Annotated in this window: 15 protein-coding genes and 1 pseudogene; 4 read left to right on the forward strand and 12 right to left on the reverse strand. The window is 46.8% G+C overall.

The window, feature by feature from the left end; genetic code table 11:
- Window positions 1–110: 110 nt before the first annotated feature.
- The 3 genes from dnaJ to Q0Z70_RS05525 form a co-directional block, all read right to left on the reverse strand.
- Window positions 111–1,280: a molecular chaperone DnaJ gene (dnaJ, locus tag Q0Z70_RS05515; protein ID WP_298073115.1), complete on the reverse strand. Its 1,170-nt coding sequence runs from the start codon at window positions 1,278–1,280 to the stop codon at window positions 111–113.
- A 16-nt stretch (window positions 1,281–1,296) separates the two neighbouring features.
- A complete protein-coding gene (locus tag Q0Z70_RS05520) occupies window positions 1,297–1,887 on the reverse strand; it encodes a nucleotide exchange factor GrpE (RefSeq protein ID WP_298073116.1) in 591 nt (196 codons plus the stop codon).
- A gap of 337 nt (window positions 1,888–2,224) precedes the next feature.
- A complete protein-coding gene (locus Q0Z70_RS05525; protein WP_298073117.1) occupies window positions 2,225–3,280 on the reverse strand; it encodes a leucine-rich repeat protein in 1,056 nt (351 codons plus the stop codon).
- 250 nt (window positions 3,281–3,530) lie between these two features.
- Between Q0Z70_RS05525 and Q0Z70_RS05530 the strand changes: the two genes are divergently transcribed.
- From Q0Z70_RS05530 to Q0Z70_RS05545, 4 genes are all read left to right on the forward strand, one after another.
- The gene (locus Q0Z70_RS05530) at window positions 3,531–4,265 is read left to right on the forward strand and encodes a CPBP family intramembrane glutamic endopeptidase (RefSeq protein WP_298073118.1); all 735 of its coding nucleotides are present in this window, start codon (window positions 3,531–3,533) and stop codon (window positions 4,263–4,265) included.
- 316 nt (window positions 4,266–4,581) lie between these two features.
- Complete coding sequence (locus tag Q0Z70_RS05535; protein WP_298073119.1) at window positions 4,582–4,983, forward strand: hypothetical protein; 402 nt, start codon at window positions 4,582–4,584, stop codon at window positions 4,981–4,983.
- Between the two features lie 10 nt (window positions 4,984–4,993).
- Entirely contained in the window at window positions 4,994–6,295 is a 1,302-nt protein-coding gene (locus Q0Z70_RS05540; RefSeq protein ID WP_298073120.1) for a DUF3440 domain-containing protein, read from the forward strand.
- Window positions 6,292–6,858 carry a ParB/RepB/Spo0J family partition protein gene (locus Q0Z70_RS05545; RefSeq protein WP_298073121.1) on the forward strand — a complete coding sequence of 189 codons (567 nt, stop codon included), beginning with the start codon at window positions 6,292–6,294 and terminating at the stop codon, window positions 6,856–6,858. The genes Q0Z70_RS05540 and Q0Z70_RS05545 overlap by 4 nt, the downstream gene beginning before the upstream one ends.
- A 6-nt stretch (window positions 6,859–6,864) precedes the next feature.
- Here Q0Z70_RS05545 and Q0Z70_RS05550 read toward each other — a convergent pair whose 3' ends face one another.
- The 9 genes and pseudogenes from Q0Z70_RS05550 to Q0Z70_RS05590 form a co-directional block, all read right to left on the reverse strand.
- Entirely contained in the window at window positions 6,865–9,759 is a 2,895-nt protein-coding gene (locus tag Q0Z70_RS05550) for a PD-(D/E)XK nuclease family protein (RefSeq protein WP_298073122.1), read from the reverse strand.
- Between the two features lie 21 nt (window positions 9,760–9,780).
- Window positions 9,781–12,987, reverse strand: a complete 3,207-nt coding sequence (locus Q0Z70_RS05555; RefSeq protein WP_298073123.1) for an exodeoxyribonuclease V subunit beta — start codon at window positions 12,985–12,987, stop codon at window positions 9,781–9,783.
- Between the two features lie 41 nt (window positions 12,988–13,028).
- A complete protein-coding gene (locus Q0Z70_RS05560) occupies window positions 13,029–14,357 on the reverse strand; it encodes a nucleotide sugar dehydrogenase (protein WP_298073124.1) in 1,329 nt (442 codons plus the stop codon).
- A gap of 997 nt (window positions 14,358–15,354) precedes the next feature.
- Window positions 15,355–16,170 (reverse strand): glycosyltransferase, encoded by an 816-nt coding sequence (locus Q0Z70_RS05565; RefSeq protein WP_298073125.1) that lies wholly within the window; start codon window positions 16,168–16,170, stop codon window positions 15,355–15,357.
- A gap of 76 nt (window positions 16,171–16,246) precedes the next feature.
- The gene (locus Q0Z70_RS05570; RefSeq protein WP_298073126.1) at window positions 16,247–17,293 is read right to left on the reverse strand and encodes an EpsG family protein; all 1,047 of its coding nucleotides are present in this window, start codon (window positions 17,291–17,293) and stop codon (window positions 16,247–16,249) included.
- Between the two features lie 64 nt (window positions 17,294–17,357).
- The gene (locus Q0Z70_RS05575) at window positions 17,358–18,476 is read right to left on the reverse strand and encodes a glycosyltransferase family 4 protein (protein ID WP_298073127.1); all 1,119 of its coding nucleotides are present in this window, start codon (window positions 18,474–18,476) and stop codon (window positions 17,358–17,360) included.
- 89 nt (window positions 18,477–18,565) lie between these two features.
- A complete protein-coding gene (locus Q0Z70_RS05580; protein WP_298073128.1) occupies window positions 18,566–19,294 on the reverse strand; it encodes a glycosyltransferase in 729 nt (242 codons plus the stop codon).
- 12 nt (window positions 19,295–19,306) lie between these two features.
- Window positions 19,307–19,483, reverse strand: a pseudogene (locus Q0Z70_RS05585) (UDP-N-acetylglucosamine 2-epimerase); the annotation flags it as partial.
- A gap of 50 nt (window positions 19,484–19,533) precedes the next feature.
- Window positions 19,534–20,079, reverse strand: coding sequence for a serine acetyltransferase (locus Q0Z70_RS05590; protein WP_298073129.1), 546 nt, complete (start codon window positions 20,077–20,079; stop codon window positions 19,534–19,536).
- Between the last annotated feature and the right edge of the window lie 9 nt (window positions 20,080–20,088).

Here is a 20,088-nt window from a genome sequence, read left to right on the forward strand (position 1 = left end):
CCGTAACGTAGAGATTGGATGAAGAAGGATGATGATAACAATCAGTTCAGCCTATTTCCTTCGCAGGAAAACGGACTGACTGGTTGTTTCATTATGATCGAAGTAAGTGTTTATTCGAACAGGCTCTTGAATTTTCGGAAGATTTTTTCCTTGACGGAGGCGTTCGGCTTGAAGTTGTCTGATGTCTCCATTTCTTCCAGTGCTTTCTTTTCATCCTTGCTCAAGGTTTCAGGCACGTAGATGCTGACATTGACAAGCAAATCGCCGGTGCCGTAACCGTTGATGTTGGGCAGTCCCTTGTTACGCAGGCGGAGAACCTTGCCGGGCTGAGTTCCCGGTTCGATCCTCACTTTCACCTTGCCGTCAATGATAGGGATTTCTACGGCTCCTCCCAAGGCTGCGGTAGGGAAGCTCAACAGGAGGTTATAGATGAGATCGTTCTCTTCGCGGATCAGTTCTTTGTCCGGTTCTTCTTCGATGAGGACAAGCAGGTCGCCAGGTACGCCGTTATGCTTGCCTGCGTTTCCTTTGCCGCTCATGGAGAGTTGCATGCCTTCGGCTACGCCGGCCGGTATCTTGACCGTTACTACTTCTTCGCCGTAGACGATGCCTTCGCCTGCACACTCCTTACATTTATTCTTGATGACCTTGCCTTCGCCGCCGCAGGTAGGGCAGGTGGTACGTGTTTGCATGGTACCTAAAATAGTCTGCTGGTTACGGATGACGGTTCCTGAACCTTTACAGGTAGGACAGGTCTCGCTTCCTCCATTGTTTTCGGCGCCGGTGCCGTGACAGTGGGTACAGGTGACGTACTTTTTCAACTTGAATTTCTTTTCTACGCCAGTGGATATCTCTGTCAGATTGAGCTTCACTTTGACTCGGAGGTCGGAACCGCGGGAACGACGGTGTTGTTGTGCGCCACCTCCTCCGCCAAAACCGAAACCGCCAAAGCCTCCTCCGTGTCCGCCAAAGATGTCGCCAAACATAGAGAAGATGTCATCCATGGACATGCCACCACTGAATCCGCCGAAAGGACCTCCGTTGCCTGCCGCACCACTCATGCCTGCAAAGCCGAATTGGTCGTAGCGGGCGCGTTTGTCGGGATTGCTCAACACGTCGTAGGCTTCTGCCGCTTCCTTGAATTTCTCTTCCGCTTCTTTGTCACCCGGATTTTTGTCGGGGTGATATTGGATGGCTTTTTTGCGGTAGGCTTTCTTTATTTCGTCGGCCGATGCACTCTTGTCTACTCCTAATACCTCGTAGTAATCTCTTTTTTCCATAATTCAGCTTGTCTTCTTATTCTCCGACTACCACTTTGGCATGACGGATAACCTTGTCGTTTAATGTATATCCAGTTTGGACACAGTCTAAGATTTTACCTTTCAGTTTTTCTTCCTGAGCGGGGATGACGGCGATAGCTTCGTGGAAATCGGTATTGAGGGGCTGTTCTTTGGTCTCAATGACTTTCACTCCGTTCTGTCCGAGGACGGTCATAAACTTGTTGTAGATCAGTTCCACGCCTTCTTTGACAGCTGCTACGTCTTCGGCTGTTTCCATGTTCTTCAGTGCACGCTCAAAGTCATCGACGATAGGAAGAATGCTGCTGATGCTTTTCTCACCTCCGTTCAGAATCAGTTCGGCTTTCTCTTTCATGGTGCGTTTGCGGTAGTTGTCGAATTCTGCAGAAAGGCGCAGGTATTTATCTTTCATGTTGTCCAGCTCTTCCTGAAGTTTAGTCAGTTCGCCCATTTGCTCAGTTTCTTCTGTTTCCGCTTTTTCCTGTGTCTCGGTTGCCGTTTCTTCTGTTTCGCCTTGGTCTTCCTGGCCAGTATGAGCAGTGTGGTCTTTCAGCTCTTCTTCATTCATGGTTTCTTTTTTCGGATCCATATCTTTTTTATTTTTTGTTATTGTTGCGGGTAGACGACTGGATGTGTCCGGCGCGTCTCTGTTATTCTTCTTTCCGACAAAAACTTTGCCAAAATGTCTACTTTTTCAGAAAACGCCGCAAAGTTACGATTTTTATGTCACATTGGCAGTCTGAGAAGAAGACAATTGTGTATCTTTACACCTCCGTTTTTTTTAAGGTATTGGCAATAATTAGGTGCATAGTCAAGATTTGTTCTGACAAATCTTGACTATTACAATAATTCGTATGGTTTATATGTGGTGTGGTTCGTGCCTCTTTATTGGTGTACAGGGAGGGAATACCTGCATTCCGTTTTCTTTAAGGTTTTGTTTGATAGACTATTCTGTTGTCGCTTTCTCCGAAAAGTTTGTCGCCCAGAGTTGTAATTTTGTTGCCGGTTGCTACTACACGCTTCAGGTTGTCGCATCCGATGAAGGCACCATATTCGATAGCTTTCACTCCGCCCGGCAATATCAGGGAACCGGACAGACGGGTACAGCCGCTGAACGCACGTTGGCCGATGGTTTGCAAATCTTTGGGAAGAGTAACGTCCAGCATGTATTTCTTTTGCGTGAACGTATATTCGGGAATAGCAGTCGAGGTACAGTTTTCCATATTGACGGAAACCAGATTCGGCATATAGTCACGGAGCAGCTTGAAATCTGCTTCGTCCATTTTGCCTTCGATGGTCAGGAAGTTGACGTCACGCGGTTGAATGCCTTTACGCATAAGTTCGCTTGCCAGACTGCTCATGGGGCCAATCTGTACAGTAACCGTCGTGGGATCTCCTTCAATGAAGGAAAAGTTCTCCCATCTTTCCTTGTTGCGATAGGAATCCGTGCTTCCCAACGGAACGAATATCGCCGTGATGCTGTCGGCCAATGCTTCGGGCAACAGATTAGGAGCCTTTTTCTTTCTGATCTGACAAATCTTCAGATTGGTACATCCCTTGAAGGCAGCGTCTTCTATATTTTTCGTTTTGTCCGACAGGATGATGCGTTCCAGGGTTTGCTTTCCTTGAAAACTTCCGTCACTCCGTTTTTTGCAGAAAGCGTAGGCAGGGATGCAGTTACCCGGATAGACGTAGATGCGGTCGGGGTAGGTACCGTTTTTCCCAGTGTACATGTTGATGGTGGCATTCGAAATATCCAGTACTTTGAGGTTGGTGAATTCGTCTCGCAGATGACAGAAGTCGATAGCGTTAAGTTTGCCTTGCAGGATGAGATGGGTTATCTGGTTGGCTTCATTCTCAGTCAACAGTTCCACCAGTGTACCCGCTTTGGGTACATAAAAAGTTTTCTTCTTTTGGGCGTAAGCTCCTCCCCATGTGATGCAGAAGCCAGCTGCAACAAGCAGTATGTTTCTTAATGTCATTTTCTTTCAGTTTTAGGATTTGCTCTCAAAGATACGGAAGATTTGTCGATAATAGATAACTTTTTTCTTTTATTTATTAGTATTTTTACGGGCGTATTAAAGTGACTTCTAAAGCATGGAAATGAAAAGCAATATTATATGGAAATCCACAGGTCGAGTGGCAAAGGATATTCTGCTGTTTTATGTGATAGGGACGTTGATTATGGTATTTCTGCACGTTCCCCTTTTCGTGGTACATATAGTATCAGGAATGAAGATACAGAAAGACGGTTTGCCCTTACTTGTTTTGGAGAGTCTGCTGATGCTGGTCGGTTATCTAAGTGCGGCAATACTGATGTTACGTTGGCGTAAACTACCTTTATCGCTATTGGGATTGTCTCTGAAAGGCCGGGGAAAAGACCTGTTGGCTGGATTGGGGGTAGCAGTGTTGCTATATGCCGTTGGGTTCGGTGTATCGCTTCTGATAGGGATGGTCGAAGTAGCGAGTGTGCAGTTAGTGCCCCGTAACTTGTTGGGTAGGCTGCTGCTCTTCCTGTTGATGGCTGTTACAGAAGAGATAATGGTGCGCGGTTTCGTGCTGGGACGGATGCTTTCGGAAGGTATGAACCGCTTTGTGGCTCTGTTTTTGTCATCGGCCCTTTTCTCGGCCATGCATTTGCTCAATCCCAATTTTGTACTCCTGCCCTTTGTTAACGTCCTGTTAGGGGGCTGTCTGTTGGGTGCTTCCTTCCTATATACACGTAACTTGTGCTTTCCCATCGTGCTGCATTGGTTTTGGAACTGGCTGCAGGGACCGGTGTTGGGTTATGAAGTCAGTGGCATGGACAGTGGTGAAACTTTGCTGACTCTCCGTTTGACGGGCAGTGAACTGCTGACGGGAGGTAATTTCGGCTTCGAAGGTTCACTGCTCTGCACCGTTCTGCTTGTTGTCGGTACTCTGGTTATCATCGGTTATTACGAACGACGCGGCAGGAAGGAGGCTTAGAACTTTTCCTATGATACGCCGCGCATGGTCGATAGAATGTTTTTTATGAATGATTGGAGGGCAAGGATAGTTCAAACCTAAAGAAGGAAGCACAAAACGAAAACGGCGTTTTCGACGGAAGATCGCACTGTTTTCCCTATACGAAACCGGCCATTTCCTGTTTGAAATTCAATGACCTGATATGAAAGTTAAAAAATGTAGTCTATGAAGTTAATAGACTTATTTTTGGGGATAATTCTTTGGCTGATAGATAGAAAAACTATATCTTTACCTCGTATAAGGTTTTTCTATTTAGAAGTAATCGAAGATAATAAATATGAATAAAATATTGGAATTTGAAGGATTGGATGCCGCTTTATATCCATGTGTCGGCCCTTTGGTGATGAATCCTGCTGTTTTGAAGCAGAATTATAATTTCCCTTTTCGAACAACTCAGGCCTTTCGTTGGTTTGTCGCAGTGGATGATGATGAGGTTGTGGTTGGCTTTATCCCTGTAGAACGCCGAAGAAGTGGATGGATCATTAATAACTACTATATCAAGGAGCGCGACAATACGGTGTTGGTTGCTTTGTTGCAAAGGATTATAGATGTCGCTTCGGAAGAGAAGCACACGTTGGTGTCTATCAGTTTTCTGGAGGATCGTGATGTTTTTCGTGAGCAGGGATTTGAGGAAGTGAATGTGTGGAAACGTTACGTGAAGATGATTAAGAATAGGTAACGGAGGAAATATGATAAATGATTCGTATGGAAAGAACGTATATGAATTGGCGCAGGAACGTCTGAAGATTGTTTTTGAAGATTTTGACAACGTCTGTGTGTCGTTTTCGGGTGGGAAAGACAGTGGCGTATTGCTCAATCTCTGCATCGACTATATCCGTCGGAACAATCTGAAGCGGAAACTTTGTGTATTTCATATCGACTACGAGATTCAGTATTCGGTAACCATTGATTATGTGGATCGTATGCTGGAGGCCAACAAAGACATTCTGGAAGTTTACCGTATCTGTGTTCCTGTAAAGGTTTCCACCTGCACGTCTATGTATCAGTCTTTTTGGCGTCCGTGGGATGATGATATGAAAGATCTGTGGGTACGTCAGAAGCCTCCCGGTTGCTATAATAAAGAAGATTTCGAATTCTATGCCGAAAACATGTGGGACTATGAGTTTCAAATGCACTTTGCCCAATGGCTTCATGACCGGAAAAAGGCCAATCGTTCCTGTTATATGATCGGTATTCGGACACAGGAAAGCTTCAGCCGTTGGCGTTGCATATACTTAGCCCGTAAGTATCAGATGTATCACACCTATCGTTGGACTTCCAAGATTGGTATAGATATATTCAATGCTTATCCCATTTACGATTGGAAGACGACCGATATCTGGGTGGCTAACGGGAAATATCGCTTCGACTACAACAGGCTCTACGACCTTTATTATAAGGCTGGAGTTAATATCGAACGTCAGCGTGTGGCCAGTCCTTTTTTAGGTGAAGCGCAGGAGAGCCTCAGACTCTATCAGGTAATTGATCCCAATACATGGGGTAAGATGATTTGTCGTGTGAACGGTGTGCAATTCGCAGGGATTTACGGCAATACGCGGGCTATGGGGACAGGCCATAAAATCAATCTTCCCAAGGGACATACCTGGAAGTCGTACATGCAATTCCTGCTTTCCACGCTTCCTGAGCCCGCCCGTCGTAATTACCTGAACAAGCTGACGGTCAGCATTGAGTTCTGGAGAAAGAAGGGAGGTTGCCTGAGTGATGAAACTATCAAGAAACTCCGCGATTTGAATATTCCCATCGAAGTAGGTGCAAAGTCCAATTATAAGACTCGGAAAAAGCCGGTTCGCATGGAGTATCTGGACGATATCAACATCCGTGAGTTCCGTGAGATTCCTACATACAAACGGGTATGCGTATGCATACTTAAGAATGATCATATCTGCAAGTACATGGGCTTTTCCATCAACAAGGAAGATGCCTACAAGAGAGATAAAATAATGGAAGAATTTAAAAACATGATGCTATGAGTAGTGATGAATATATGAGTCCTGTCTATGCCGTAAAGGCTGTCCCGGTAGAAAAAGTGGAAGCCAACAATTACAATCCCAATGTTGTGGCTCCGCCAGAGATGAGGCTGCTCGAACTGTCTATCTGGGAAGACGGATTTACTATGCCTTGCGTGTGTTATTATGATTCCAAACGGGACATTTACATTATTGTAGACGGCTTTCACCGCTACCAGGTACTGAAAACGTCCAAGCGTATCTATGAGCGCGAGAAAGGTATGCTTCCCGTAGTAGTTATCGACAAAGATATATCCAACCGAATGGCTTCCACAATCCGCCACAATCGTGCCCGTGGTACCCACAACATCGAACTGATGTCCGATATTGTGGCCGAACTCGACCGTATCGGCATGACGGACGAATGGATTATGAAGAACATTGGTATGGACCGCGACGAAGTGCTCCGCCTGAAGCAAATTTCCGGTCTTGCCGCTCTCTTTTCCGACAAAGACTTCAGCATTCCCGGTAAGATCGAAACCGAAGAACAAGCCAGCATGGCCGACTACAATTTCTCGGAAGATTGACATCCTTCATCGCCTGCACAGACGCCTGAAGTCACAATATTCACATTGCCGTGTCTGTTCCGTCTGGTCGAATGATGTATGCAGGCTGAATATCTCCTCCAGGAGTTGCTGGAGCCTTTCGTGGAATTCCTCTTCGTAGAAGCTGAAGTTGTTCACGGGCTGCTTCGGTTGACGCGCCGCCCCCATTTCGATGACCGGTGAATAAGTGTCCTGCGCAGCCTTATGGATGTAGAGTAGGGCAGGGGCTACTTTCTTCGTCTGTTTGCGGCAGAGAATGGATGCATACAGGAATGTCTGGAAGATATAGTTAGGCCTTCCCTCTGCTGGAGTGAACAGTTGGGCAATGTTTTCCGGTGTCTTGGGTTGGCCTCCCGTCTTGTAGTCCACGATACGTAGGGTGTCGTTTTTGCTGTCCATGCGGTCGATGGTTCCGCCGATTTGTATCTTCAGTTTTCCGGCCGGTGTGTCTATTTCCATTACCTCTTTTACTTCCTGTTCCATGCCTTCCATGCTGAATGGAGCATAGTTCAGGTCATTGCGCAGTAACTGTCGCAGGTACGAAGCAATCACCCGTGCGTGTATCAGTTGTGTACCGTTGTATTCCGGCTGTTCCTCTTCCGGTACGTGGAAGAATTTTTCTTTGAATGCCCGGTCTACGTATCTCTGCAGTTTCCCTTCATTCTTCAACAACCTTTCCAGATCTTCTTTACGGATTTCTTTCCCATGTTCCGTCAGTTCGGTGTACACTAACTCCGCCGAACGGTGGAAAATGGTGCCGAACAGGGCTGAGTCTATCTCCGCTGTCACCTCTTCAGGCAGTTTCAGTCCTGCTACATAACGGTAGTAGAAGCGCAGCCGACAGTCTAAGTACGTATTCAGTGCCGAGGGCGAGAAGAAGGTTTTTGGATGCTTTTCCACGTCGTACCGTTGGTGCATCCGTTCTACCATTTCTTTGGTCTTTTCCACGCGGATAGTCCGTTCCGTTTGGGGCGATTGCCCTGTTTCCAGATATTCCCGTCGGATTTCATGCGGCCATTCCACCAAAAATTGCAGCATGAAGCGCGACATCTCCCCTCGGTTCAGTCCGTCGGTCGACGTGTTGTACATCAGCGTCACGTTTTCCGCCCGTTGCATCAGGCGGTAGAAGTAGTAAGCATACACGGCATTCTTGTGTTCGATGGTTGTCATGCCGAATGCCTTGCGCAGGTTGTAGGGGATGAACGACGACTCACCTCCAGCCTTGGGCAGCTTCCCTTCGTTGAGCGACAGTATGATTAGGTTTTTGAAGTCTAAGTTTCTTGTCTCCAACACGCCCATCACCTGCATGCCGATGGCCGGTTCGCCATGAAAGGGAATGTTGGCTGCCGTCAGCAGGCGATTTATCAGCCGTTTCAGGATGCCTGTCCGCACACCTTCCAGCTCGCCCGTCTCCAATAGATTTAACAGACGATTCACGAGGGTATAGCTTTTGAAGAGTGATTCCCGATACAGTTGTCCAAATATATCTTTTCCTTTCTCTTCCGGTTCGTTTCGATACAGAACCGATACGTCTTTGATCCGTTCCGTCAGCCAGGTACAGAGGGCTTTCAGTCCGGTCTGCGGAGTGAATATCTGTTCCAGGAAAGCGTCTGCTTTCAGTTCCGAAGGCAGGGGATAGAAGCGGTTGTCGCGTGTCAGTCTCCGTTCCAATTTTTCTGCTTCGGTTGACAGCTGTTTGACGTAAGGATGCTTTAGCACCGCCATTACTGCTTCATAGATATAGCGCCCGCTGTCTGCCCGGTAACCGTCGGTCTGAAGTTCCATCAAGGCATTGATGTAACTGTACACCGGTGTCTGTGCTAAGGGGAAACCCATGGTGATGTTCACGTCTTTCACCTCCTCAGGCAGAGTGTGAAGTATGGGCACAAGCATTGCCTCGTTGCAAAGCACTACGGCATTCTCCTTCTGTTGTGCTCCCTCCGGCAGTTCCAGTCCCTTCATCCATTGGGGCAGAAAACGTGCCTGTGCGTTTTCCGTAGGCGACGAGAGGAAACGTATCTGCTTGGGTCGGCTCATCACGTCCAGGCAACTTTCCGGTAACTGGTTGGGAAACAGTTTCAGGTTGCGCAGGATAAACTCGCCAGCCTCGTGCTTATAAGGTGGCTGCGATTCAGACGGACGTCGGGTGTAGAACACGTCGTAGTCCCAGTAAAACCAGGCCTTTCCGGCCTCTTGCAGGCGCAGGAAGAATGCCTGTTCCACCCGGTTCAGTACATTGAAGCCTACGAACACATAGCGGTCGTAGTCCAGCCGCTGCGTATCCAGTTCCTCCATCACTTGGCGGTACATCATGCCTTCGTAGGCAATGCCCAACTCCGCCAGCCGTTTGCGGTAGTGTCGATAGATGGCTCCCAGTTTATCCCATAGACTGATGAATTTCTCTTTCAGTTCCGTCCGCTTCTCGATAGAAAAGTTCCGAAAGAATTCTTGTATCGCCTCTTCCTGTTCCTGGCTCAGGTAGTCGGGGACGTCCATGATGTTCTTCAGATCCTGCAAATTGCCGAAGAGCCGGTCAGCATCTACCAGATTCTTGTCCACGTCGTCAAAATCACTAATCAGCAGCTCTCCCCAGAAGTAGAAGTCGTCCAGTGTCTCTTCGCTTTTCGTTTCTTCGCGGAACACCCGATAGAGTTCACACACCAGTCGTATGGGATCTCCCGCCTTCCAAGGCGACAGTTGACGGAACAAATCGCTGATGCTTACGTAGGTCGGCGACCACAGCGGATGGTCGCTTTGCGCGGCCAGCTGTTCGTTGAAGAACAGGCTTGCTCTTTTGTTCGGGAAGACAACCACTGTCCGGCTCAAGTCGTTTCCTGTTTTTTTATATAGTTCTTGTGCAACCAGTTGCAGAAATGTTTCCATAATTCATATTCTTATATGACATTATTTTTGTGAGTCATTTTGTACTTTTTCTATTTCTCCTTCCGTTACATACCACAGATATCCTTCCATCTGTTTCGGATCATATCCCATACGCGTCAGCAGTTGCATATAGCCTTTCACTTGGCGGTTGTAACTTTTACTGGGCTTTCCGAATTTAAAATCCACCACTACCAGCTTTCCGTTCTTCATCATCACACGGTCTGGACGTCGGTTTTTCAATGCTCCGTTTTCTTTCCAAATGATGTCACATTCATTGAATAGCTTCCATGTTCCGTCATACCATTCTTTTACCTGCGGCAGCTCAAAAGCCCGTTTCGTCAATTCCCTGATTTCGTCCTCCGTTTCCGGCTGTCCTATTACGCCTTCAAACACCAACCTGCTAATGGCATCCTCGATGTCCGTTTCTGTTCGTATGGCCGAGAACAGTGTGTGCAGCAACCGTCCACGATTGATGAAGCGTTGTTCCGACTCCTCTTCGTCCACGCCTGCTATAAAGTCCGCCGATCGGTTGGACTGTCTGAACTCGATTTCGTGCTTCAGGCTTTCCATGATTACCGGCCTTTTCGTTGCTTTTTGTGCCAGTCGGTTGCCCGTCTGTTTTTCCTTTTTTTCTTCCGAAACACACAGAACTCCCCGTTCATACCGTTCGTTCTCTTCGTCCCATGTGCCGTGTCCTCCTTCGGCTAAGTGGGGCAGGGCATAGCCCAGCAGTTCGGCCATTGTTCCCCGTTGCCCCTTCCGACTCCACACCAGCAGGTTTTTCCCTGCACGCGTGAAGGCCACGTACAACAGGTTCAGATTGTCCACCCACAGCTGAAGTCGTTCTTCCAGATAATCTTCCCGATACACCGATTCCGCCATCAGGGGCGAATAGTTCACCGGTATCAGTCCCAGTCCGTTATAGGGCTTCTCTTTCGGCGAGCACCACACCAGTTGGTTGTTCGTCTCGTTTTCCGTCTTCCAGTCGCAGAAGGGGATCAGCACCGTGTGGAATTCCAGTCCTTTTGATTTGTGGATAGACAGGATGCGGATGCCTTCCAGTTCTCCGCTTGGGATGGTCTTCATGCACAGCTTTTCGTCCCAGTAATGCAGAAATCCGTCCAGGTCCGACGAGTGGTTCTGCAGGTAGTCCATCACTGCGTCGAAGAAGGCAAAGAGGTAAGCGTCCTGCTTCTTCAGCCGTTTCACTTCCAGCAGGCCGAACAGTTCCTCCAGCAGTTCGTATAGAGGCATCAGCCTTAGTTCCTCTCGCCGTGTGGTCAGTCCCTCCGGCAACAGCTCTTCCATGTTTCCGGCCAGCAGCCTGTCCGTATTCCCTTCCTGTTCCTTCACCCCTGTACAATAGTTCATCACAAGCGAAGCCAGTGCCACCCTGTCCGTTTCGTCCGACAGATAACGCAGGGCGTCTATCAACATACACACTGCTTGCGAGGCGTCCAGCCGGAATGCCTCGTCCGACACTACCGGTATCTTCAGCTCTCGGTCGAAGTAGTCTGCGATTGGTGCGATGTGCTTGTTCTTGCGTATCAGGATGGCCATGTCGTTTAGTTTTACTCCTTCGGACAGCAGTTCCTCCACTGACTTGCCCAGTGCTTGTAAGGTAGCTTCCGTATAGTCCCTTTCCTCATCCGGTTCCAGGAATTCTACCTGCACATATCCCCGTGCCTTCTCCTTGACCGACTCCTGTTTCACGTCCTCATACGCTTCTTTCAGTTCCCTGCATTCTGTTTTCAGTTCGGCCAAATGCAGACTGTTCAGGTAGTCAACCACTTCTCTGAATACCCGGTTGTTGAAGTCCGTCACGTTCGCTTCGCTCCGTCGGTTTACCTTCAGTGTTTCCAGTCGGATGGGGAAGTGTCCCAGTTTTTTCTTCAGTCCGTTCAGAATTCTCCAGTCACCGTTCCTCCAGCGGTAGATCGACTGTTTCACGTCGCCTACGATAAGGCTGTCTTCTCCCTGTGCCAGTCCTTCCAGTAACAATAGGCGGAAGTTGTCCCATTGCATCCGGCTCGTATCTTGGAATTCGTCGATCATCACATTACGGATGCTGGCTCCTATCTTTTCGAATACGAACGACGAGTCTCCCTCTCTCACCAGCCGGTGCAGCAGGGCATTCGTGTCCGACAACAGAAAGCGGTTCTGCTCCCTGTTCAACGTTTTTACCTCCTCGTCGATGTGGTTCAGCAGTTGCAGCTTGTTCAAGTGCTGGCGTGTCAGGCGGCAGCTGTTCACCGTCCGGCACCGTTGCGGCCTTATGCGTTCCGCTTCCTGCAACAGTGGTATCAGGCTTCGTTCCGCCAGTGCCGTGATTTCTTTTCGTTGCTTCGACGTCTTCGTGCTCCAGTTGTTCGCGTTGGCCAGACATCCCTGTAGCGTTGCGTTCACCACGTCCTTGTCGCTCAGTCGCCCGTCCCTCAGTTTGCGGAAGTAGCTTCCGATACCTCTCGATCCGTTCTTCAGATCCTCCGAAGCCAGTCCGTGACCGTCCAGCTCCTTTTCAAACTGGTCGTTGAAGGCTTTCATCTGCTCCAGTGCTTCCGTTTCCAGCTCCTTCAGCGCTTCCTTGTACAGCTTCATCAGTTGGGGCTCCTTCAGGCATTCCCTCAACAGTCCGCCTTTCTCTAAGTAGCTTTCGTCGAAGATGTTCCGTCCGAAGCTCTTTATCTCGTTCGATACGTTCCACCGTTTGTCGTCTGCGATGCGTTCGTTGATGTAGTCCAACAACCATCCCATGACCGGAGCGTCCGGCGTCAGTTTCTCTATCAGGCTGTCCACCGCTTCGTCCAGCACATCCGTGTTGTTCAGTTCGATGTTCAGGTTGGGGGTCAGTTCCAGCTCTCTTGCCAGATTTCTCATCACCGACTGGAAGAACGAGTCGATCGTCTCCACCCGGAAGCGGCTATAGTCATGCAGCATATACTGCAGAGCCATGCCGGCCCTTTCCCTTAGCTCCTTCGTGTTCATGTCTTTCTTCAAGTCCTCCCGGATGCGGTTCAGGTACGCTTTCGAGTCCCGGTCTCCTTTCCAGATGCCGTACAGCTGCTGCACGATGCGTTCCTTCATCTCTGCTGTGGCCTTGTTTGTGAAGGTCACCGCCAAAATCTGCCGGTACGCCCTGGGATTCTCAATCAGGTGCTTGATATATTCTACGGCCAGTGTAAACGTTTTTCCCGATCCTGCCGATGCTTTGTAGACAAGTAATTCCATTGGATAATTGAAAACGGAGAATTAAAACGATTCCCTCACTTCTAATCTCTATTAAACAGGTCTCTTGTATAAACCTTTTCCCTTACATCGTCCAGACATGCGTCGTAGCGGTTCGCAATGATTGCATTAGACTGCTGTTTGAAAGCCTCCAGGTCGTTCACCACCGCCGATCCGAAGAACGTCGTCCCGTTCTCCAGCGTCGGTTCATAGATGATTACCGTCGCTCCCTTTGCCTTGATGCGTTTCATCACTCCCTGGATTGAGCTTTGCCGGAAGTTGTCGCTGTTCGATTTCATCGTCAGTCGGTACACCCCGATCGTACACTTCCGTTCCTCTGCCGGGTTGTAGTCCCCCCGGTTGTAGTAGTCGTAATATCCCGCCTTGTGCAGCACCTGGTCCGCTATAAAGTCTTTTCTCGTCCGGTTGCTCTCCACGATGGCATGTATCAGGTTCTCCGGCACATCCCGATAGTTTGCCAGCAGCTGTTTCGTGTCCTTCGGCAGGCAATATCCCCCGTAGCCGAAGCTCGGATTGTTATAGTGCGTTCCGATGCGTGGGTCCAGGCAGATGCCGTCAATGATTGCTTTCGTATCCAGTCCTTTCACCTCTGCATACGTGTCCAGTTCGTTGAAATAGCTCACTCTCAGTGCCAGGTACGTATTGGCGAAGAGCTTCACCGCCTCCGCCTCCTTCAGGCCCATGAAAAGCGTGTCTATGTTCTCTTTGATGGCTCCTTCCTGCAACAGGGCCGCAAACTCTCGTGCCTTTTCCTCCAGGTTCTTGCCGGCAATGGTGCGGATGGCTTCGTTTTCCTCGTCCAGTCCCTCGATCAGCTTTGGATAGCCCACGATGATCCGGCTTGGATGCAGATTGTCATACAGTGCCTTGCTCTCCCGCAGGAATTCCGGCGAGAACAGCAGGTTGAACGTCTTGCCTTGTAGGGCAGGGGAGTTCTGGAACACTCGTGCATACTTCACGTACAGACTCCGGCAATATCCCACCGGAATTGTACTCTTGATTACCATCGTGGTGTCCGGGTTCACCTCCAGCACCAAGTCTATCACCTCTTCCACGTGGCTTGTGTCGAAGTAGTTCTTCACCGGGTCATAGTTCGTCGGTGCTGCTATCACCACGAAGTCTGCGTCCCGGTAGGCTTCGCGTCCATTCAGCGTGGCTGTCAGGTTCAGTTCCTTTTCCGCCAGATACTTCTCGATATACTCGTCCTGTATCGGGCTGATCCGTTTGTTTATCTTCTCTACCTTTTCCCGAATCACGTCCACCGCCTTCACCTGGTGATGCTGTGCCAGCAGCGTTGCGATCGACAGTCCCACGTAGCCCGTTCCGGCTACGGCTATTCTATAATCTTTCATTTTTTTGTTTTTATATAAAACCGTTTGAAGTTTGTTGTGAGACGTTGTTGTCGCGCTCTCCATAACTTTCTCCGTCCGATTATTCAGTGAACAAATATAGAAAGAATGGGAGAAATATAAAAGTGAAATTTTGCTTTTCTGCATTTCATCCTTTGTGTCCTTCTCAGTTTCTTCTCAAAAAGGCAATGATCGGCCTATTACAAAAAGAGAGAAATCGTACAGCTACCATTGGGAATCGTCCCTTGCCGGCTATCACAGTTTGCGCGGACTTGTTATTCTCTTACTCCGCCACGCAGCACTTCCTGAAGTTCCGACGCAGTGCTTCGTGAGGGTGTCATGCAGTGCTTTATGAGGAGGGGAGGAAGCACTTCGTCAGGGGGTCAACCGGCACGGCGTCAGGACGGAAGGAATTGCCCGTGAAAAAAGACGGAAGAAAAACGGGGTTTTGGCATGTGTAAAACAGTCCTGTCGCACCAATTTGCTGATACACAGTCGGTTGCTGCGACAGTGACAGGACTGTGCAAACTTTTTTGGAATAAAATAAAAAATAGGCTGCCTTTAAAGGCAAGGTATTTTTTATTTTTCCGCGGAAATGTTTACCAAAGACCCTAAGGTGTCGCACTAATTTATTGATAATCTGCCACTTGGTGTGACAGGACTATTTTGGGCCCTCCGAATCTTTCCAAAATGATTAAAATTCGCCGAGTTTACGTTAATATAGAAATACAACAACGTGCCAAGCCACAGAGTTTTCCGCCTTCACATAGTGATGCTGTGCCAGTAACATTGCGATTGACAGTCCTACATAGCCCGTATTCTATAACTTTTCATTTTTTTGTTTTTTATGAGAAAACCGTTTGAAGTTTGCACCCTTTGTGACCTTCTCTGTTTTTCCAAAAAAGAACTCCCGACAAACCTTTTACAGTCTGTCGGGAGTTCCCATGATTTTCTAAAAGCAAAAGCGGGAAGGTTTTACAAAAGCAATTTACGAAAAGGACTATTTTCTGAGAAAATGCCGATACACGAATTGCTTTGCATTGTTTGGCATCAATACTTGCACGACAAACCTTACCGAAACGTTGAACATATACCTCAAGGGAGATATGAGGCCATGAACGAGCATATATTTTTGCAGTGCGGACGTACTCTTAAAATACTGCCAGCCACCGCGTCGCCGATACATCTCCTTTCCGACACGCACATTCACCAGCGTGTCCGGCAGATTGGCAAACCGGCAACCGTTAAGTGCCATTCGAATCCACAGGTAATAGTCCTCATTAAAATGCCAGTCAAGATAATTGCCGCAGGCAATCACACGTGAGCGTAACATAGTTACGCTCATGTGGTTAAAGGGACTTCGTCCCTTTAACCACATGAGTATTTTTTCATGGGTGCAAGGAACCTTGCGTGCACAGACTATATTCGTTTCTCGGTCAATAAATTCCGTAATCTGCCCGCCCAGCAAATCACATTCAGGATGTGCCGCCATATACGCAAGCTGTTTTTCGAAACGGTCGGGCATCGCTATGTCGTCGGTGTCCATACGGACGACCAATTCATGGGAACAATGTTTCAACCCTTCGTTTAAGGCGCGGCCCAGCCCGACATTCTCGGTCAGCGGGACGATTTTCAAGGCCGGGTATTTGCCCGCATACTCTTCCACCACCGCATACAATGCCGCGGTCAGCGGGCCGTCTTCTACCAGTACAACCTCGTCAGGCGGTAGGGTCTGGCCGAAAACACTGTCCAAACTTTGACGCAAATAAGCCGGATTTTCCTTGCTGTACAAGGAAAGCAATACTGAAAATGGCATGATTATATTTGTGGATTCCTATATTTGCCAACAAAATGTTCCTTGTCTGCCAACGAGGAAACGATACAATTAATTCTCACTGTATTATATTCAAATAGAAGAACCCCGCAACCACCACGCCGATTCCAAAGAACGCCACCAATTTGCCTTTCGGTTTGAATGCCGCGAAAAATGTTGGAATCATAAATATCTCCAAAGTGGCAAATATGGTACTTGTACGCCCTGACAAACTCGCAAAAGAAGACATAAGTATCAAAATAATTGTAGAATACAAATATCCGTTTCTGATGGTTTGATAATAGGGTGTCATGTTTACGAGTTTTCTTTCCATATAAGTATAGGCCAGCAGGACAACGACTTGATAGTATATCATGGGATTGGCCAGTCCTTTTCCACTGGTATAAGGTGAGGTGTCACTAGTGTAAGAAGGAGCGATATTGTATATTGCGCTGAATGCCGCGACCTTATCGAAGATTATTGGACTAAACAGTGTAGCAAGGACATAGCTACCTGCAATTGCTAGGCATATCGTCTTACGCGAAAAAGGAATTTTATTGAACCAATAAAAAGGCAATGCCAACAGGATACTATGATGCAGCAATGACCCTATCACAATATAAATGAAATATTTTTTGAAATTGCGTTCAGCAACATATTGTAAGGCATATACTATCACTGCTATTGCCAGCGCTGCCCGAATTTGCATCATATTGCGATCCAACAAAAAACGGGAAATATATACACACAATCCAATTAAAGGATACACGCAATAGACCCTCAATGACTTGTATATGAAAAAAAACGTGATAGCAGAAATAAGCAGGAAATATATCGTATAGTCCGCAGTAAATGTCCGTATGAAAGAAGATAAAAAATAAAATCCTCCCTCCGCATACCCATAAGGATCGTCCTGCATAGAATACCGGAATAAAGTATTGGTATAATGCTGGAATGCATAAGCATAAACTCCCGTATCCGACCATTCAAGAGAACGAAAGCCAACAATAAGAGTTAATACAAAACAGGCAAGCGCCAAAACACTATGCCGGTGTGTTCGTGTGGTTTCGACCACGCAACAAAATATATAAAACAATATGAGTATGACGGTTAGGCGTGTTTCCATGCTCACACATCTCACGATTGTACATTACAAAACCTTTTTTTTCTGATACGCTGCACTGCACATATCAACATTTCACTAATTCGTTGTAGCATTTCTCATAATTACGAGTCATAATCTCTGACGAATAAATCATCTTTGCTTTGGCGGCAATTTCTTGCTCGGATATACCACAAGCAAATCCATTATCAATAATCGAGACCAATGCTTGAGGACTGTTTGGATCGAATAAAATAGCATCGCTTCCATATACCGAAGTGGCAATCTGACGATGTATCGGAATGTCTGACAAAATACAAAGTTTTCCATGCATCAATGCTTCAAGTACAGCCATAGGCATACCTTCAGAATACGCTGCACTTATCATATAGTCAGCTACCGCCCACCACTCTCTCATATCCTTTTGATAACCAAGGAAACGAATGCGACTATCATGACCCGCAAATTTCTTGAGCATCATTTCTATTGCTTCCTTACCCATACCCGCAAATAGTATTACAATGTCTGTTCGTTTACTCAACTTTACAGCCTCAATGATGCACTTTTGATTTTTACGTTCTCCCAGTTCGGCAGGATAGAGCATTACAATTGTGTTGCTTGAAATTCCCACTTTTTCACGGATCAACAGTTTCTCATTATCTGAAATTATTTGAGGAATTTCCACACCATTATGCACTACCGTAAGATTTGCGCCATCATCCACATAATAATCTTTCATGCTATCGCATATTGCAGCGCACAACGGTAACTTTTTTAACGACTTATGAAAACGATATGCCATATAGCAGGCTATCCAGCGGTTAAATTGCATGGCATAATCTTCATCACATATATTGTGAATAGTATTCATGGTATGCCTACCTTTCATAGCTGCAGTTATCAGTGTAGGATAATGGCAATGGGCATGAAACACTGTGTTTGGTTCGCTATATTTATTTGATAATTCCTTTGCGATACGCTTGATGTTCATCTGTATGTACCATAACGAATAATTTCGTCGGTCGATTTTGATGCCCTGATTCTCAAACCACATATGATTATGTCTGTCAATCAACGGATGTTCGCGCAACTCGACGATTATAGGTTCGAAATGATTGCGATCCAAGTGTTTGACGAGATTGTACAGCACATTAATCGGCCCACATTCGATAAGAGAGGGAACAATGTAAATAATATTGATTTTCATAATAAATTCCTTTAAATACCATATCCATAAAAGATTAAAGCGATGTGCACAAATTTCGGCATAAGTGTCAGGCATAATAAAAGTAAAACCTACCTACTTATTCCACACAAATTCCGAAAAAAAGATTTGATTTTTATGCATACGACCGTCAGTCGCCATCCTATTAATCGTATAAACCATTTTTTTCGCCTATCTCTTTTGGTAATCCAACTGCCTGCAAAATGGTGAATACATAGCGTATTAGCCGTTAAAAAACAGTGTCCAAATTGTATCGGACACAGATAATCTTTGGGAAGCAATGTAAATCCATTTACCGTTTGCTGCTTGTTATTCAGTTGTAGTCCGTATCGCAGGCAATGGTCGGTAATACGGCGTACATTCGTCGTCATATCCAAGGTCCCGTCGGCCCGTTTGAAATGTATGTTATCATAGTCTGCTAACAATTCTTTGATGAAAGGGTGTCCCTCCCGACTGGCCATTAGGCCAGTCGGGATTTGAGACGGAGCCTCAAATCCAGACACCGCCTCATAGCCCAACAAATCATCTAACGGCTTCAAGACCTCGACATCCGTATCCATATAGACGCCGCCTTCATGATACAATGCATATAACCGAACATAATCCGTTACAAAGGCGTATGTTCGAGCTTCGTATGCTTCTTCGACATAGGCATTGCTGTGAATGTCGAACGTGGTTTCGTTCCACTCCTTGATTTCGTACTCCGGGAGATATTTCCGCCACGAGGCAATACATTTCCGCGCCAATTCGGGCAACGGATTCCCTCCAAACCAGCAATAATGAATCTTTTTCGGTATCATTTGTTACTTCTATCAGTCATTGCATTTTATATATTCGATAATTCTTTCACACGCTTTTCCGTCGCCGTAGGGATTTATGGCGCGACTCATTTTTTCGTAGGCAGCCGTGTCGGTAAGCAGGGTCGAAACCTCGCCGACGATTTTCTCGTAATCCGTACCGACCATTTTCACCGTGCCGTCCGCCAAAGCTTACTGTGTGAGTAGATAGAATTTCATTACTTGTTTCAATCACTTTCACTTTATTTTCTGTGATATGGATCTCCGGAGTCCTTGACTTTTCGCGCCGGAACACCTGCTATGGTGATATTCTCCTCTAAAAAGGATTTGTTAACCACGGCATTCGCGCCTATCATTATACGATTTGCAATTGTTATCTTACCAAACAATTTTGCTCCGGGGCCTATATACACATTGTCGCCTATCATCGGAACGCTGCCCGGTTCTATATTCTGTCCGATATTAACGCCTTGATGTATATCGCAGAATTTACCTATCCGCGCATTGCCATTGACGACTAAATAACCGTAATGATTGATACGCAGTCCGTAGTCGAAAACATTGGTCGGGATATCGAATCCAAGCCTAATTCCACGCAGATAATGGATTAATTTCCATATAATCAATAAAATACCCCCCCCCGAATTTTTATAATATTCATGTTTCCGAAGGGCTATCTGGAATTTCCAGATTTCATCACCGATTATACGAGGGCGTTTGCGTGTAATTTCCAATGCCTCCTTGTCTTTTTGCAGGTACAATCTTAAATCCTCTTTTGTCCGAATCATAACTTTTAT

The sequence above is a fragment of the uncultured Bacteroides sp. genome (assembly GCF_947632445.1).
In the GTDB taxonomy this organism is placed as follows: Bacteria; Bacteroidota; Bacteroidia; order Bacteroidales; family Bacteroidaceae; genus Bacteroides.

Excerpts from the sequence above, each read along its gene's own strand:
- Q0Z70_RS05575 (WP_298073127.1), bottom strand. The coding sequence starts at position 18,476 with ATGAAAATCAATATTATTTACATTGTTCCCTCTCTTATCGAATGTGGG.
- Q0Z70_RS05580 (WP_298073128.1), bottom strand. The coding sequence starts at position 19,294 with ATGATACCGAAAAAGATTCATTATTGCTGGTTTGGAGGGAATCCGTTG.
- Q0Z70_RS05530 (WP_298073118.1), top strand. The coding sequence starts at position 3,531 with ATGAAGATACAGAAAGACGGTTTGCCCTTACTTGTTTTGGAGAGTCTG.
- Q0Z70_RS05555 (WP_298073123.1), bottom strand. The coding sequence starts at position 12,987 with ATGGAATTACTTGTCTACAAAGCATCGGCAGGATCGGGAAAAACGTTT.
- Q0Z70_RS05535 (WP_298073119.1), top strand. The coding sequence starts at position 4,582 with ATGAATAAAATATTGGAATTTGAAGGATTGGATGCCGCTTTATATCCA.
- Q0Z70_RS05560 (WP_298073124.1), bottom strand. The coding sequence starts at position 14,357 with ATGAAAGATTATAGAATAGCCGTAGCCGGAACGGGCTACGTGGGACTG.
- Q0Z70_RS05590 (WP_298073129.1), bottom strand. The coding sequence starts at position 20,079 with ATGATTCGGACAAAAGAGGATTTAAGATTGTACCTGCAAAAAGACAAG.
- dnaJ (WP_298073115.1), bottom strand. The coding sequence starts at position 1,280 with ATGGAAAAAAGAGATTACTACGAGGTATTAGGAGTAGACAAGAGTGCA.
- Q0Z70_RS05520 (WP_298073116.1), bottom strand. The coding sequence starts at position 1,887 with ATGGATCCGAAAAAAGAAACCATGAATGAAGAAGAGCTGAAAGACCAC.
- Q0Z70_RS05570 (WP_298073126.1), bottom strand. The coding sequence starts at position 17,293 with ATGGAAACACGCCTAACCGTCATACTCATATTGTTTTATATATTTTGT.
- Q0Z70_RS05550 (WP_298073122.1), bottom strand. The coding sequence starts at position 9,759 with ATGGAAACATTTCTGCAACTGGTTGCACAAGAACTATATAAAAAAACA.
- Q0Z70_RS05545 (WP_298073121.1), top strand. The coding sequence starts at position 6,292 with ATGAGTAGTGATGAATATATGAGTCCTGTCTATGCCGTAAAGGCTGTC.
- Q0Z70_RS05565 (WP_298073125.1), bottom strand. The coding sequence starts at position 16,170 with ATGCCATTTTCAGTATTGCTTTCCTTGTACAGCAAGGAAAATCCGGCT.
- Q0Z70_RS05540 (WP_298073120.1), top strand. The coding sequence starts at position 4,994 with ATGATAAATGATTCGTATGGAAAGAACGTATATGAATTGGCGCAGGAA.
- Q0Z70_RS05525 (WP_298073117.1), bottom strand. The coding sequence starts at position 3,280 with ATGACATTAAGAAACATACTGCTTGTTGCAGCTGGCTTCTGCATCACA.